A 16,157-nucleotide genomic window follows, 5' to 3' on the forward strand; every position below is an offset into this window, starting at 1 on the left:
CCTGGAGGGTCTATGAAATTAAAAACATTAATTATTGAAAACTTCAGATCTTATAAAAATGAGGTTCGTATTGAGATCTCTGATTTAACTGCATTTATAGGTGCAAACGATGCAGGGAAATCTACTTTACTCGAAGCAATGGAAATTTTCTTTAATAATGAAGTAGTGAAAATTGATTCAAATGATTACTGTGTTCATAATGAAACTAAGATAGTTAGAATCGGATGTGTATTTACAGACGTTCCAGAAAGTATTGTTATCGACTCATCCTCTACAACAAATTTAGATGAGGAATTCTTATTAAACTATGAAGGTAACCTTGAGATACATAAGTTATTTGATTGTTCCAACAAATCTCCAAAGGAAAGTGTCCTCATAAAATGTATTCATCCTAATAAACCGCAATTGAACGATTTACTACAGTTAAAAATTTCGGACCTTAAAGGCCGATTAAAAGAATTGGATATGGAAGAAAGCGGTGTTGATCTCCGGATTAGCTCATCCATTCGAAGAGCAATATACCAACATTATGATGGCCAATTACAGCTTTCTGAACGATATATACAACTAAACAAAGAAGATGGAAAAAGTATCTGGGAGAGTCTTAAACAGAAACTGCCAATATACGCATTATTTCAAGCAGATCGTCCAAGTAAAGACGACGACTCTGAAGTTCAAGATCCAATGAAATTAGCTATTATTGAAGCAATTAGACAAGTAGAAACTGAAATCACTCAAATAGTTGGAGAGATCCAACGTAACGTCGAAGAGGTTGCCAATCGAACTCTGCAGCATCTCAAAGGATTTGATCCTGCATTAGCAAACGAATTATTGCCGCAGTTTAAAAATGATCCAAAATGGGATAGTTTATTTAAGCTTACCCTTAGCGGAGATAATTCAATTCCAATAAATAAAAGAGGCAGTGGTGTTAGAAGGTTAATATTACTTAGCTTTTTTAAAGCTGAAGTAGAGAGAAAACGAGGTCAATCTTCAATCCCTGTTATTTATGCGATTGAAGAACCAGAAACATCACAACATCCAACAAATCAACTAAAAATAATTAAGACCCTGCTTGAACTCTCAACTGAAGATAACTGTCAGGTGTTAATTACTACTCATGTACCAGCACTAGCTGGTGAAGTCCCGACCGATTCACTTAGATATATCACAGTTAACTCAGAGGGTCAAAAAGTTGTGCTTGAGAAGACTGATTTTGTATTTGAACAGGTTGCATCGGCTTTAGGTATCATGCCAAATGTCTCCACAGTAATAACACCTGTAATTATATGTGTTGAGGGATCTAACGATGTACACTTCCTAAAACACATTAGCAAAGTATTACATGAGAAAGAGCCATCTTTTCCGGACATAAATAGTGATCCTAGAATAACTGTCTTACCGTTAGGTGGAAGTTCATTAGCAGAGTGGGTTAAGCACCGTTATTTAAAGAACCTAGGAGCCATTGAAATTCATATTTACGATAGGGATTATGAACCTCCAGCAGAGCCTAAATATCTGTTCTCTGCAAATAGTGTTAACCAGAGGCAGGATGGCTCAGTTGCTTTTATAACTTCAAAAAAAGAACTGGAGAACTACATTCACCCTGAATGTATCAAAAATGTAATGAACCTGGATGTAACTTTTGGTGATTTTGATGATGTTCCAAAGTTGCTTTGTGGAATCTCAGAAATGGGAGAGTCAAAAATAAAGAAATGGCTAAATGATAAGGTAGCTGCAACAATGACATATGAGCATCTATGTGCAATTGACAAAGAGAAAGAAATTGAAGGTTGGTTTATTGAAATCCATAAGAGACTAAGTAGAGGTATGCTATTTAGCGAAGTTGCAGCTGGTACTGAAACGAATTAGTGAGATAAAAGAGGCAAGAAGTTCACAAACTAGTGACTACTTGCCTCTTTTAAATATGTTATAAATATCGAATATCTCTTTAACATTAGATATGTCTCTAGTCAGTAATTCTCCACTAAATACTTCAATTAATTCTTCTTTAGAAAGCTTAGAAGATGTCCCGATCTCATCATTTCTTTAATATGTCAAGAATATGTTCCGATTGCCGATCTGATGTAGGTCAACTAAAAAAGTGGGACATTGATAAAAAACAAAGATGAAAGCAAGTGATTGATTGTGACACAATTGTCCAATGACACAAAACTACCTACATAGCAGGATTTCGGATTTTAAAAAGATCCACGTATAGTGTAACGATTAAGCTAACGGGCAGGATTGTTCAGTTTACAAGCGAATATTCATAATATAATGAACAACTGTGGGGGCTGAATTTCTTGAAATTTCAATATGAAGTAGATAACCATGTAATGGAAGATATTGATCCAGATATTGATTTTGTTATCAATTTCCTCAAACAAATGAACAACATAACAAGTTCCTTTTGTACATTATCGTTTAATGATTTTTTATTTATTCAATGTGCGGGTTCTAAGTCAAAAATGACAATAGAATACAGATCACCAGATAAAAGCGGAAACGATTTTAGGCATTTTGTAATAGGTGTTAAGAGTCTGATCAAGACAAGTACTAAGACCTATAGCGGTGGAGAAATAAAAGTAAGGACAAATGAAGTTTTGAACTCTGATCAAGCAGTAGTACTTTTTAAAGCTTTTTTTAATGAAAGAGTGATACTGAGTGATTATGTTCAAAGAGAAACAACAGAAATATTCAAATCTTAAGGCTATTACAGTGATACAGCGTCATTACGTTAACGGGACACGATAGTTGAACATTCAACCTAGAAAATGGCTGCTGGCATAAACGGCAGCCTTTCGTTCACCTATCGGGTAGTTTTCATAATTTTATATTGAAGAATGCATAAAATGCTGTTAATCTTATGGAAATATTTTCTATAGGGGGTTATTGAATGAGTATTAAACCAACCGATCCGATACTATATACGATACCTGAGAGCTTTGAAAGTAAACGATTGCTTATAAGAGCCCCATTATGGGAAGATGGCGTGAGGGTAAATGAGGCAGTTAAAGAAAGTATTGAAGAATTGCGTCCCTGGATGCCGTGGGCTGGGAACATTCCTACAATTGAAGAGTCTGAATTAAGTATCCGACGATCTAAGCTTCAATTCTTGGATCGCACCGATCTACGATTACTCCTTATTCTGAAAGAAACAGGTCAATTAATTGGTAGCAGCGGTTTACATCGAATAGATTGGCAATCGCGAAAATTTGAAATTGGTTATTGGGTGCGTACATCTTTTGGCAATCAAGGATATATTACTGAAGCAGTAGAAGCTATTACAAACTATGCTGTACATGAGTTACAAGCTAATCGAATTGAAATCCGATGTGATGGACGCAATGCTCGAAGTTCACGAGTTGCCGAACGCCTGGGATTCACACTAGAAGGAATTCTTCGAAATGATAAGTGTGATGTAGATGGTTCATTGAGAGATACTATGGTATTTTCTAAGGTTCGCGGTGTGGAGTTTTAATTATTTTTCCAACCCTTTACGACTAAACGTGAGGTGAGTCATTTTTGAGGATCGGTGAGGTAACATCAGAGGGTTTTACCTTCTTTAATTTAGATAAGGAAACTTTCGTCGATTTTAGAGAGTGCAATGAAAATTGGGTTATGTATAACAAGAGGAAAAATAATTGGATGGATGATGAAGTTCAATCTTATCGTACAAAGAGTAAATGTGTCGGAGAACGGGATATCTGTGCAAAACCATGTTGTTTTATATTCTTTACAAAGCCTTTTACTAAGATCGAATTTACTAATTTTAATGCAAAAAAAGAATTTAGGGATCTTCAAATGAAAATACTTGAAGTTGGTTGGACCACATTTGACTTGAGCTGATTCAACTAACGGAAACGATAGTTAAACATAAAGGGTTCCACATATTAGTCATACATAATATGTAGAACCCTTTTTTTATTTGATTTTCTTAAGTTTAGGTCTTTTCAGTCTAATACTTTATTTTCCTTGAACATAATGATGATATAGCCGTTCGCATTCTACGAGTTCAAATTACCAAATTGAAGTGTCTACGGCAAACGCTGGCGCATCGAAGTTTTCTTCCGGGTCGCTAAGCAGGAACTCGGCTTTGAGTCTTGCCATTCCAAATCCGAGGCACACCAGCATGCACATATGGAATTACTTTTTGCAACCGAAACCCTTCTTACCTATGCGTTATGGCAATTAAACAACAAAAAAACATAGTGATGATGAAGGCTACACCCACGGCGAAATGGTTCGTGGCCTCTTCCACACTCGTTGTCAGGTCCGTCGCAGAAACCGCAAAGGGTCTGAACGAATCTTCATCGATTTTGACATAGAAGCACGCCGCTTTGCAAGTCTTATTTCGGATTACTGGCCTCCCCAACTTTTCATGACGTGATGGCCGGTTTACTCAAACATAGATTCTCACAAATACCAATTAATCTCGCGAACTGCATAAGTCCTGTGAGTTTTTCAAGTCTCTCAATTATATGTGATATTTACACCTATGTTACAAGAAGTTAATATTTAGACAACAAAGTTAGTTTATTCTATAAAAGTAGTTTAATAGATAACTAATACCTAATAAGAAACTAACGATCCTTAAATATGTATCTAAAAAACCCCTTCAGTGAAGAAGTGAAGAAACTGAAGGGGTTTTTTAGATACAATTAATTAAATATAAAATGTAACAAGTAAATTATCTTTTTTTCGAACATATCCACCTAAGTAGTCGTGGGCTTTAAATATGTAGCATCATACGGGGCAAATCATCTATGCAGCAAAAATGAGAAAGGGACAGCTTGTATGGCAATACGATTAGGGATAAAAACTTGATATAATTGACCAGTGGTTAAATAGTCATTGATCCCCAAGGACTATTTAATTTGAAAGGATAAGCATGCCAGTAAGCAAACTAACGGCGTTTATGTTGATACGGATCGATTCCAGTAGAATTTAATTTTATGAATGTCGAAATCAATGTGAAAAGTCACAAAACAGATGAGTGGAAATCAATGCTATATTTCTGAAAAATCAAAACTATCGCTCTATATGATATACATTTTTTATAGTCTAATATTAGGTTGAAAGGCTGATTGCTATAAAAAATACGGAGGTTGGCAAATGAGAACAAAGGTAACAAAGCGAATTACAGTATTAACTCTCATCTTTATAGTAATCCTGTCTCTATTTAGTAGTTTGGCTTCTGCCTCGCCTGAAAAGTCAGTAAAGGCAGAAGGGAAAACAATTGTATCGCTCGTTTTAGCTGCACCTAGAATTACATTCATAGATGAAGGGGAAGAGCGTCCTATCGCTTTGAAAGCACTTTATAGCGATGGTTCGATGGAAGACGTAACTAATTTAGCTAAATGGGAATCAAGAGATCCGTCGATTGCAAAGGTTGAAAATGGCGTATTAAAAGGGATATCACCAGGTGATGTTTCATTGAGAGTAACCTACTCAACTTTCCCACAGATAAACTTCTTTGCTTCTATAAGAGATGTTCCAGAAAATGTAACGGCGCTTCTACTTTCGGCTGGCAAGTTGAGGTTAGAAACCTCTGATAAGCCGGTTCAAGTATTTGCCTTTACAAGGGACCCCGAGAGTAGACAGGTTACTTCTTTAGGAAGTTGGACAACGACAGATCGTAATGTTGCTACAGTTAGTAAAGATGGTCTGATTACCCCAGTTGGAATAGGCCAAGCATATATATATTTTAAATACGATAAATTGGTTGATGCTGTACTTGTTAATGTTGTTAAGCCGGAGAAGCTTGTAATTGATGAACCTGCTGTTGAAATTTTGCCAGGTGCAAATTGGCCGGTTCAATTAACCGAAGTATTCAATAACGGAGAGTCAGAGAATGTAAATCCAAGTGAAGTGAAGTGGACTGTCGAAGATAGCAGCATTGCAACGGTAACGGATTCAGGATTAATCATAGGAGGTAAGACAGGTAAAACAATTGTGACAGCTTCCTATCGATCAGATGTTCTTCCTCCAGTTAAAATTGAGGTTACTGTCACCAATAAGCTTACTACTCCAAGAGTTATTGGTTTGGCTGCTTCTCCATCAAACCTCTCCATAGGTGTAGGTGATGAAGCGCCAATTGCAATAACAGCGATTTACAGTGATGGGAGCACGGAGGATGTCACAGCTTCCGTTCAATTGTACTCCGACAATTTCTACGTAGCTTCAGTTCAGCAAAATTTTGGTGGTACATCAAAGGTTATTGGTCAATTGAGTGGCGCAACCGTTTTGCATGCTATCTATGCTAATGGTCGTCACACTGTAGATATCCCGGTGGCTGTCGCGGATAAAGACGGTCAGAAGAAGGCTCCAACCCCTGAATCGATTTCTGTTACACCAAATATAAAAAATATGGTGGTACATCAACAGCAGCAATTGGAGGTAAAAGCGAGCTATACGGACAAATCTGTTGTAAATTCGACTCCATCTGCGGTTTATAAATCATCTAATCCTGATGTTGTTAAAGTGAATAAGGATGGCCTACTTACTGCTGTAGGTACTGGTACAGCCATAATTACCGTAGATAGCTCCGGTTACTCAAAGCAGGTTCCTATTGTCGTTTCAAAAGAACCTTCTAAAGATTTAGTGAATAAAATTGTTGATCTGATTCCTAGTGAAACTAACATCTCCTTTCGGTTAGCCGAGGGCATGCATTCGTTTTCTGTAAAAGCAAAATATCAAGATGGTTCAACAACTGACGTCACTTCAGATTCAAGATTCACATCACTAGACCCAAGCATTGTTACAGTTAAGAATGGTGTTCTTACAGCCGTTGCACCAGGTACAACTCAGGTCCTTATCAATCACGGGACAAGCACCGAAATCTTGAAGGTTTCAATCCTTTCTGAAAATAATGCATCTACGGGGGATTTAAAAATAGAATCATTGCTTGTATCCTCATTGGATGTTATTGTTCAAAAAGATAAGCTTTATCCCGTACATGTTTTAGCCCAATACAATGATGGAACTCAAAAAGAGATTACGAAGTCAATCCAGTGGATTTCAGAGGATCCTAATGTTGCTGGTGTTACAGACGGGAAATTTACTGGAAAGAAAATTGGTAAAACGAAAGTTAGTGCAACAATTGAAGGTTTCCCTTCTATTCAAATTCCAGTAAAAGTAACAGAAAAAGAGGGACCAGTTAATTTAGTCGGAATCACTAAAAACATACTGGGAATGCTAATACAGCCTGAGGCAGGAGCTCCTGTAGATGTGGACGCCTTTGCGGAATATACAGATCATAATATAGTTCAGGTTGATACTGATGGGAAGTGGGAATCTTCCGATGAGAAAGTAGCAACTGTTGATCAGAACGGGGTCATTAGATGGGTCGGCCCTGGTGAAGCATACATCTATTTCAATTATGGAGGTTTGAGAGATTCTGTTTGGGTAAGAAACACAAAGCCTGTAGCTTTAACGTCATTTCCCCGCAATGTGATGTTAGAACCTAATAAGTCGACGGACGTGTCTATAATTGCTTTCTTTGGTCATCCGGGCAGAGATGGTAATTGTGATTGTTTTGATGTTACTAGCCTAGTAAAATGGACGGTGGCGGACGAATCGGTTGCAACGATTTCTGCTGATGGACATATCATCGCTCACGCTGTTGGAAAAACGACGATAACTGCTACTGTTTTTGGTATGTCAACGACAATTAATGTTGAAGTCGTAGCAAAGTATCCTACATTTACATTGGGGATAAGCTCTTCGCCGGGTTATATCGTAAATTCAGCAGGCTCAACAAGTGAGGTAGTCATTAATGCAATGTCTAGCGATGGAACGGTAAAAGTCGTTACGGCTGATGTCACATGGAGTACGTCTAATCCGGAAGTAGCTGAAGTGACCGCTGATCATAAGATCGTAGCGAAATCAGAAGGAGCAGCTGTGATATTTGCGGAATATGATGGATTTAAAATAATTATTCCTGTTGTAGTAAAACCTAAATAAATAATGTCAATTATGAATTATTGATGATGAGATGAATTCTCCAGCCATATTCAATTTGAAAAGCCAGCGATTTGTTACGCTGGCTTTTTTTACTATAGTAAGTTTGGAGGCGATACAAATAGAACATTACATGAACCGTATCACAAATAGAAGCATCAGTTTCATCTCAAGCAAGAAATAAAGGATTTGCAGCAGCATCAAATATTTTTGACACATCTTCCATAGGAACATGCTTGTACGATAAAGGTAAGAGTCAGAATTTTATCCTCTAAACGTAATGGTTGGAATTGATTTTGTTTCGTTTAGGAGTTATATTTTAATTCAAACAATGTGCTAAGTAATGGTGAGCAGTAGTCCGCGTAAACCGCGGGCTTTTTTATTTATCGGCTCAAGTTCTTGTAAATTGACAATGTCAAGAACTTGAGTCGATTGCCGATTTGTGACAAGAACATTGTCCGAATGCCGACACATAAAATTTAACCGCTAAACTAACGGGCAGTAGAGCGTGGTCATGATGAGATAGTCATAGGTAATTTAGACCTCTAAAATTAATCTGTGAGTGACTAGGAGAATAAAAGCGCAATTGTAAAATAAGACTAATGCTCACCTATCAGGTTGAGTAACGGAATAAATAATTTGATGTAATTTGCTTCATGGTGACAACGAAACAATACACTAATGCGAATGCTATGGATAAAATTTTTTTGCAACAATTTGAACTAATCATACGTTTGAGGTACTGTAAGCGAAAACTAAACTCAACGAGGGTATAGAAACTGGCGTAAGCATTAGAGAAATGATGGGGAAACAAAGTGAGGAGGAATTTACTTGAAGAAGAAATTATTAATTGCACTTGGACTTACTGGTGTAATCGCAGCGTCTATTGCTGTTGGGGCTTATGCTGCAACGGATATTAAATTATTTATTAACGGGAAAATAATCAATGCGGATTTGCAGATCGTAGATGGATCCAGCTATGTTCCTTTGAGGGTTGTTTCTGAGTCACTTGGAGCTGATGTAAAGTGGGATGGGGAAAAACGGGAAATTAGTATTACGGGACAAATGGGTCAAGTAGGCCAAACCATCTATGAGAATATCCAATACGGCTTCCGTTTCACGCTGCCGGACAGTTGGAAAGGGTACACGATTGTAACGGACAAATGGGAGGGTCTTTCTGTAGGGGATGCGCAAGGCGATAAGGTCAGCGGCGCGAAACTCAGCATCCGCCATCCCGAATGGACCTCTGAACAGCCTAGACAGGATATCCCTATTCTCGTCTTTACTGTCGACCAATGGAACGAGCTTCAGCAGGATAAATTCCACATCGGCGCAGCGCCTATCGGCCCAAGCGAACTGACGCGCAATGACAAATACGTGTTCGCACTTCCGGCGCGCTATAACTTTGCCTACCCTGATGGCTACCAAGAAGTGGAGGACATCTTGAAGAGCAAACCGATTCAACCGATGAAGTAATCAAATCTTACAAAAAAAGATTACCATTTGCCGTATACAGCCTAGAGAACTAACTCCACAATTAATTAGTGAGGACAAACCATTGTGGGTAAGCAATATGTAGACACAATGTTATTGGGCTAAAGATGAACGAGAGTTGTATTTGTTACATGATTGAAATCTTATTTTTATCTGGCATTAATCATTAAAGATTATAATGAAGTTCGACCCCCTTTTTAATATAAACTTAGACCCTCAGCCCGTTGCTGAGGGTCTCTTTTTACGATTAAACTAAAGGGCAGTATAACGCGACGATAATGAGCAGCAAAACAAGCGACAATATAGCTCTACCCACCCCATATACTGTAAAATCTTACTAAGAGCTCAAGAAACGATATCTTTTTGGGGAGTTGATAATTATGGAGAAAATAATTTCACAAGCTCGTACATTTTTTTATGATCGAGGGTTTGATTGGTCAATATGCGGTGGTGGGGCAATTGATTTATTTCTTGGTAAAGAAACTCGAATTCATAAAGATATAGATGTTGCGGCATTTTGGGAGGATAGAAATATAATCATTGAGTTAATGTTAAAATCGGGCTGGAAGGTATTCGAGGCATGTGGTGGAGGAATAGTTCACGAGTTGTTTGGAAAGCAAGAAATACCTTTTGAAAAACGTAATTTATTTAGCTTCACTGGAAATGAGAGCCGAGTTAAATTAGATCCTATTGGAGACGATAGGTATCGATTCGGTCTTGAAAAGCAGGAGCAAAATGGTTTTACATACGTAGAATTCCTTTTCAATAATCGTGATGATAGATATTTTTATTTACCTGGGAAAGCGAATGTTAGACGCCTACTAAATAAGGCCTTACTAGCATCAGATGATGTACCGTATTTAGCCCCCGAAGTAGTCCTTTTTTATAAATCAAGTTACTTAGATGGTTTTGATGTAACTGATCATATTCAGGACTTTAATCTGTCCTTAGCATTTTTAGATCTTGAGCAAAAACAATGGCTAAGGGAATCTCTTGAAAAGGAATACCCAAGTGGCCACGCTTGGTTACAAAGACTAGAACGATAGTTCAATCACAACACAACGGCAGTCGGCCCACGATCGGCTACCGTTATCCGTTGAAGTAACGGGCAGGATTGCTCAACAAGAAAAGTAATGCTTATCAAGGGATAAACTGTAAAATCTGATATAATAAACATACAAAAAATTAGATTTAGAAAGATAGGAGTTTCTTTATGCTAGAAAAGTTTCAAATTCATATGACATCATTCTATCAAGATCGGATGATTAGGGTATATTTGCCCCAAGATTACAATGAAAAAACTAAAAGGTATCCTGTACTTTATATGCATGATGGTCAAAATGTCTTCGATGATGAAGACGCGTTTGGTGGAATTTCTTTGGGACTCAAGGATTATTTAGATAAACAACGTTTAGACGTTATTGTTGTTGGCATTGATAGACATGCTTTAAATGAAGAGCGTGTTAACGAATACTGTCCTTGGACAAACGGTGTGTATAGCAAAAAACTAATAGGACAAGTTGATCCACTAGGTGGGAAAGGCAAAACGTATCTTGATTTTATCGTAAATGAACTCAAGCCACTAATTGACGGCAAGTACCGTACCATTTCAGATCAAACTTCTATGGCTGGCATTTCACTGGGCGGACTTATTTCTACTTTCGCAGCATGCTGTTATCCACATATCTTTACACGCGTGTTCATTATGTCTTCTGCTTTTTATCGGAATCAAGAAGAAATTGAAAATCTCCTACGGAATTCCGACCTATCTTCCATAGAAAAATTTTATTTAGACTGTGGAACCAATGAAGCTGGGGACGATGAAATGATTAGTAAAGAATTTCTAGCATCAAATAAAAATATATACCATATTTTGGAACCTAAAATAACGCACACACAATTTGAGATTTTAGAAGAAGCAGAGCATAAATATGTACATTTCAAAAAAAGAGCTCCTGAAATTTTTTCGTTTTTATATCATGATCTCCTTTAGGAATGAAAATAGTATAAAAATACATTCCACTTTTTCTAAATCCCCTATTAATAATGATGAAAAAACTGATTACTTCTATCAGGCAACCGTTGAACTAACGGGAGGAAAGTTCAATATAACATTTGGTAGTCTTTCAAATTGGTATAGGGGGGCAAACAATTGATAATTAGCAATGAAGAATTTCATGTGAATGGCCTGACCTACACCATTAGGTCTTCCATCGAAACCGATGCGAAAGGTTTGTCCGAGTTAAGACTACAAATTGATGGAGAGACGGAGAATCTGGACAGGGAAAGAGGAGAAGCTTTCATTGATGTACCTGGATTTGAACAATTAATACATACAGACACGATCAGTACAAGAAACTTATTTTTGGTTGCTGTCGCTGATGAACGTATTGTTGGCTTCTCGAGATGTGAAGGAACTTACCTCAAGAGATTCTCTCATAAAGTCGAATTTGGTGTATGCGTACTCAAAGATTTTTGGGGATATGAGATCGGAAAAAATCTTCTAAAAGAGTCTATTGCTTGGGCTGACTCAAATGACATAAAAAAGATAACTCTGAATGTCATGGAAACCAATACTAAAGCCATTGAACTGTATAAAAGGCTCGGCTTTAAAATCGAAGGCTTATTAAAAAACGACAAAATCCTATCCGACGGTGAATACTATAACACCATTGTTATGGGGAGATTCAATGACATCCATAGAAAACCGTTGTTAAGCTAACGGATACGATAGTTGAGGAGCCTGCTTCGCGGCAGCGCTCCTCTTTTTGTGATTTAAGTATTGACCAGATTAATTCCAAATTATGGTATACTCTGAATTAAATGAGGTAACCCGAGGTGGTATTTACGAGGATAACAAAGACAAATATTAAAATAGTTGTGTTTAGTTTTTTCTTATTTATTTCTATCGTCTATTTTGGGAACATTATTAAATTGTTCTTTGATACAAGAAATATTGATTCTAGTCCAGAAGCTTCAATCGAACAATATTTAAGCTCCAATACCAATGAATATAAGATTATAAATATCACCTTAAGAGAACAAAAGGTAAAGTTTAGAGAGCGTATGTATATCATTGAATGCGTTTGTAACTTTAAAAATGAAGTGAACAAAGGAACTCAAAAATATAACGTTTATTTAATTGAGGATATAGGTTGGGTCGTTACTAAAATTGAGATGATAAAAAATTTGTAAATAACAGGATTTAGTCAAAACAGTAAAGAAGAACTCATTCGAACTCATTTGATTCTGGAGCCAGTAGTTATTCAACTAGCGCAGAGATATAGTGAAGTTACGGGTGTAAATAAGAATTAGGAGCAACTCGCATGCGAAAGAATTGCAAATTGATTTTGGTTGAAGGTTTGTGCGGCACGGGCAAATCGACGTTAGCAGAACGATTGTACTGCTACCTAGTACAGCAAGGTATTTCCTCCCGTTTCTATGACGAGGGTGCAAAGGGGCATCCAACGAGTTTGAATTGGCACGCTTTCTTCCGCGAAGAGGAATATAAGGAACTTCTGATGCGGTATCCAGACACCTCTAATGAAATCCGTTCATGGGCCATAAAAAATGGTAGCAATTATCTGATTCCTTATCGTGAAGACAAGGAATTCAATGAGTTGGATGCACTCTATTCAGAGCTGAAGTCCCGTGAGCTATGCTGGACGGATTCACCCGTAGCCTCGCTGTCAGAGTTTACATATACGATTCAGCGGCAATGGGCACGTTTCTCTGACCTTGCCAGCACTTCAGAGGAGGTATATGTGCTCGAAGCAGTGTTTTTTCAGCATCAGATTCATGATTTGTTAGGTCATTATCAAGCTGTTGATCGCCATATCGAGCAGCATATTCAGGTAATCGCCGATCAGATTGCTGCTTTACAACCTGTGGTAATTTATTTAACTCAGCCTAGTGTGCAGGTTTGGATTTCTTCCATCCGTTCAAGACCCCACTTCGCGACGGAACAAAATATTAGGTTTATGGAAAACCGCAAGCGGATCGAATTGAGGCTGCTTGATATGCTGCCATTTCCAACCTATACAATTGAAAATGTAAACCTTGACTGGGAAGAGGTTTTTAGTAGTATGGTGGGGGCCATAGGTCGAAAAATCGGATAAAGTGTGCGGTAGACGTTCACAGCAATGGTTTATTAAGCTAACGGAAACTATAGTTCAATGCAGCAACGGCAGCCGGCTACACGATCGGCTGCCGTTGTCCATTGAAGTAACGGGGAGGGTAGTTTAATAATATGGTCAGTCTACTTTATCGCCAAACCTCTTCCCGAATTCTTCCATTAAATCAATAATAGGAATCAATGCCTCCCCTTTTGATGTTAATGAATATTCAACACGCGGAGGCACTTCTGGATAAATTTTGCGATTAATTAAGCCATCTGTTTCTAGTTCTCGTAGTTGCATTGTTAGAGACCCTTGTGAAATCCCCCCTAAAAAAGTTTTGATTTCATTATAACGACGCTCTTTAAACTTCAAAAACCAAAGAATCAGATATTTCCAACGTCCCGAAAGTATATTTTGGGTATAGGCAATGCCATATACTTCTCTTTGTTCCTTTATACATTCTTCATCAAATCCATCCTTACATATTCTAGACACCTTTTCACCTTCATTCTGCTGTTAGGTACAAAAAAATGTACTATGTCAATTATTATTGCCCTCTTCAAAAATACGAGCAATGAATATATTCTAGTCCATGTAACCAAATTACTCAATCGAGGGAATATAACTCTTTTAGAATTGGAAGAATAGGATATTAATTAGGAGGAATTAAAATGAGATTTGGAATTATAGGTGCAGGACCAATCGGGTCAAATATTTCTAAAAAATTAGTTAAGAATGGACATGATGTCAAAATTGCAGATGCTCGTGGGATTGAACGTCTGGAAGGAAAAGAACTTACAGGAACACCTGTGAGTGTAGAAGATGTAATTACAAATATTGATGTTCTTATAATTTCTATTCCTTTCCACGCAATGCCAAGCATTCGCAACGTTGTAGATAAAGTTAGGGAGGAAGTAGTCGTTGTAGACACTTCAAATTATTATCCTTTTAGAGACAATAAAATCGAAGAAATTGAGAACGGGATGGTTGAAAGTGTTTGGGTTTATAATCAATTAAGTAGACCTATAATTAAAGCTTTCAACAATTTATTAGCCTTTACTTTAGAAAATGAAGGAACTCCCGAAGGTACTAGTGGACGCATTGCCATAGCGATAGCTGGTAATGACCAGTCACAAAAACAAATAATCATGGATGTAGTAAATGAGCTTGGCTTCGACGCAGTAGATAGTGGTTCTTTAAGTGACTCTTGGAGACAACAGCCAGGAACTCCTGCTTACTGCACAGAGCTAACAAAAGATGAACTAACAATAGCATTAAAAAAGGCTAATAAAGAAAAAGCACCATTACTACGAGATAAGGTGATGGAAAGGTTTGCAGAGCTCCTTGCAGAAAAAAAAGAAGTTGCATTTTCGCATAGGGATGTTGTGAATTTAAACAGAGAAATATACAATTCATAAGTTAGAACCATTATTGAACTGATGTGTTTGAAGTTCAAATAACGGGAGTCGTTATTTACAAGGAGGGCTGCTCTTAAGCAGTCCTCTTTGTAGTTTCATCCGATTGGTTTAAGCGGTTTCAGAAGAAATTAACAACCTTAGTCCGGTGGAGTACCGAACTAAGGCTGCTTAGTGCTCTTATTTCATTGTTGTCTACTTGACGGGGCGCCACCGGCCTCCCGTCTGGGAAGGACCCAGTTGGGGCGCGGGAAGTGGCAGGTGTAGCCGCTCGGATAGCGATCCAGATAGTCCTGGTGCTCCGGCTCTGCTTCCCAGAAGTCGCCAACAGGCGTCACTTCGGTGACCACCTTGCCCGGCCACAGATCCGACGCGTTCACGTCGGCGATCGTCTCCTCCGCCACCTTTCTCTGCTCGTCGCTCGCATAGTAGATCGCCGAACGGTAGCTTGTGCCGATATCGTTGCCCTGACGGTTCCGCGTCGTAGGATCGTGGATTTGGAAGAAATACTCCAGGATGCGCCGATAGCTCGTCTCCGCTGTATCGAAGACGATTTCGATCCCCTCCGCATGAGTGCCATGGTTTCGATAGGTCGCGTTCGGAGTGTCACCGCCAGTATAGCCGACGCGAGTCGAGACGACGCCGGGAAGCTTGCGGATCAAGTCCTGCATTCCCCAGAAGCATCCCCCAGCGAGTACAGCGCGCTGATGCATGTTAAACCTCCTCAATCTGATCGAGATATTTGCCGTAGCCCTCGCTCTCCATGTCGTCGCGATGGATGAATCGGAGCGACGCGGAATTGATGCAGTAGCGTAGGCCACCGCGATTAGCCCAGCCATCCGGGAAGACGTGACCGAGATGGCTGTCGCCGTGAGTGGATCTAACCTCGTTCCTTATCATCCCATGGGACTCGAAGCTCCTTGTCTAGGATGTCCCATATCCGCATTGGAAAGGCAATGTTTTTCTAACTACCTTAGAGCTTCGTTAGATCCTCAACCATTATACCCGCGGCATGCGTGACTCAAACCTGTTGTTTTTTACAGTTGAAGAACTATCTTACCTTAAAAAAGCAAACGTGTATCCTCATCGCTTTCGTCATAACTCAGTATTGCGGTAGATACTGTTGATAATAATGAAACAAAACAAGTTCAGAAATAGGTAACTCAGT

13 protein-coding genes and 2 pseudogenes are annotated in these 16,157 nt (G+C 38.5%); 12 read left to right on the forward strand and 3 right to left on the reverse strand.

Annotated features, from left to right (window positions below; translation table 11 throughout):
* Positions 1–12: 12 nt before the first annotated feature.
* From QFZ77_RS23085 to QFZ77_RS23130, 11 genes and pseudogenes are all read left to right on the forward strand, one after another.
* Positions 13–1,869, forward strand: coding sequence for an ATP-binding protein (locus tag QFZ77_RS23085; RefSeq protein WP_307442964.1), 1,857 nt, complete (start codon positions 13–15; stop codon positions 1,867–1,869).
* 434 nt (positions 1,870–2,303) lie between these two features.
* Positions 2,304–2,708, forward strand: a complete 405-nt coding sequence (locus QFZ77_RS23090; RefSeq protein ID WP_307442967.1) for a hypothetical protein — start codon at positions 2,304–2,306, stop codon at positions 2,706–2,708.
* A 188-nt stretch (positions 2,709–2,896) separates the two neighbouring features.
* Positions 2,897–3,481, forward strand: a complete 585-nt coding sequence (locus QFZ77_RS23095) for a GNAT family N-acetyltransferase (RefSeq protein ID WP_307442969.1) — start codon at positions 2,897–2,899, stop codon at positions 3,479–3,481.
* A gap of 566 nt (positions 3,482–4,047) precedes the next feature.
* Positions 4,048–4,212, forward strand: a pseudogene (locus QFZ77_RS37950) (transposase); the annotation flags it as partial.
* A gap of 903 nt (positions 4,213–5,115) precedes the next feature.
* Positions 5,116–7,965, forward strand: a complete 2,850-nt coding sequence (locus QFZ77_RS23100; RefSeq protein ID WP_307440786.1) for an Ig-like domain-containing protein — start codon at positions 5,116–5,118, stop codon at positions 7,963–7,965.
* 828 nt (positions 7,966–8,793) lie between these two features.
* The gene (locus QFZ77_RS23105; RefSeq protein ID WP_307442971.1) at positions 8,794–9,438 is read left to right on the forward strand and encodes a copper amine oxidase N-terminal domain-containing protein; all 645 of its coding nucleotides are present in this window, start codon (positions 8,794–8,796) and stop codon (positions 9,436–9,438) included.
* A gap of 398 nt (positions 9,439–9,836) precedes the next feature.
* The gene (locus QFZ77_RS23110) at positions 9,837–10,502 is read left to right on the forward strand and encodes a nucleotidyltransferase domain-containing protein (RefSeq protein WP_307442972.1); all 666 of its coding nucleotides are present in this window, start codon (positions 9,837–9,839) and stop codon (positions 10,500–10,502) included.
* Between the two features lie 167 nt (positions 10,503–10,669).
* Entirely contained in the window at positions 10,670–11,449 is a 780-nt protein-coding gene (locus tag QFZ77_RS23115) for an alpha/beta hydrolase (protein ID WP_307442975.1), read from the forward strand.
* Positions 11,450–11,608: 159 nt separating this feature from the next.
* The gene (locus QFZ77_RS23120; protein ID WP_307442978.1) at positions 11,609–12,178 is read left to right on the forward strand and encodes a GNAT family N-acetyltransferase; all 570 of its coding nucleotides are present in this window, start codon (positions 11,609–11,611) and stop codon (positions 12,176–12,178) included.
* 212 nt (positions 12,179–12,390) lie between these two features.
* Positions 12,391–12,651: a hypothetical protein gene (locus QFZ77_RS23125; RefSeq protein ID WP_307442980.1), complete on the forward strand. Its 261-nt coding sequence runs from the start codon at positions 12,391–12,393 to the stop codon at positions 12,649–12,651.
* 131 nt (positions 12,652–12,782) lie between these two features.
* Entirely contained in the window at positions 12,783–13,574 is a 792-nt protein-coding gene (locus QFZ77_RS23130) for a P-loop NTPase family protein (RefSeq protein WP_307442981.1), read from the forward strand.
* 135 nt (positions 13,575–13,709) lie between these two features.
* Here the strand turns inward: QFZ77_RS23130 and QFZ77_RS23135 are convergent, their stop codons facing one another.
* Positions 13,710–14,069: a winged helix-turn-helix transcriptional regulator gene (locus QFZ77_RS23135; protein ID WP_307442983.1), complete on the reverse strand. Its 360-nt coding sequence runs from the start codon at positions 14,067–14,069 to the stop codon at positions 13,710–13,712.
* A 176-nt stretch (positions 14,070–14,245) separates the two neighbouring features.
* Between QFZ77_RS23135 and QFZ77_RS23140 the strand changes: the two genes are divergently transcribed.
* Positions 14,246–14,992, forward strand: coding sequence for an NADPH-dependent F420 reductase (locus QFZ77_RS23140; protein WP_056837635.1), 747 nt, complete (start codon positions 14,246–14,248; stop codon positions 14,990–14,992).
* Between the two features lie 182 nt (positions 14,993–15,174).
* Here the strand turns inward: QFZ77_RS23140 and msrA are convergent, their stop codons facing one another.
* Both msrA and QFZ77_RS23150 read right to left on the reverse strand, forming a co-directional pair.
* The gene (msrA, locus tag QFZ77_RS23145; protein WP_056837637.1) at positions 15,175–15,702 is read right to left on the reverse strand and encodes a peptide-methionine (S)-S-oxide reductase MsrA; all 528 of its coding nucleotides are present in this window, start codon (positions 15,700–15,702) and stop codon (positions 15,175–15,177) included.
* Between the two features lies 1 nt (position 15,703).
* Positions 15,704–15,898 (reverse strand): annotated as a pseudogene (locus QFZ77_RS23150) (peptide-methionine (R)-S-oxide reductase); the annotation flags it as partial.
* Positions 15,899–16,157 lie beyond the last annotated feature (259 nt).

This window comes from Paenibacillus sp. V4I3, from assembly GCF_030817215.1.
Taxonomy (GTDB): Bacteria; Bacillota; Bacilli; order Paenibacillales; family NBRC-103111; genus Paenibacillus_E.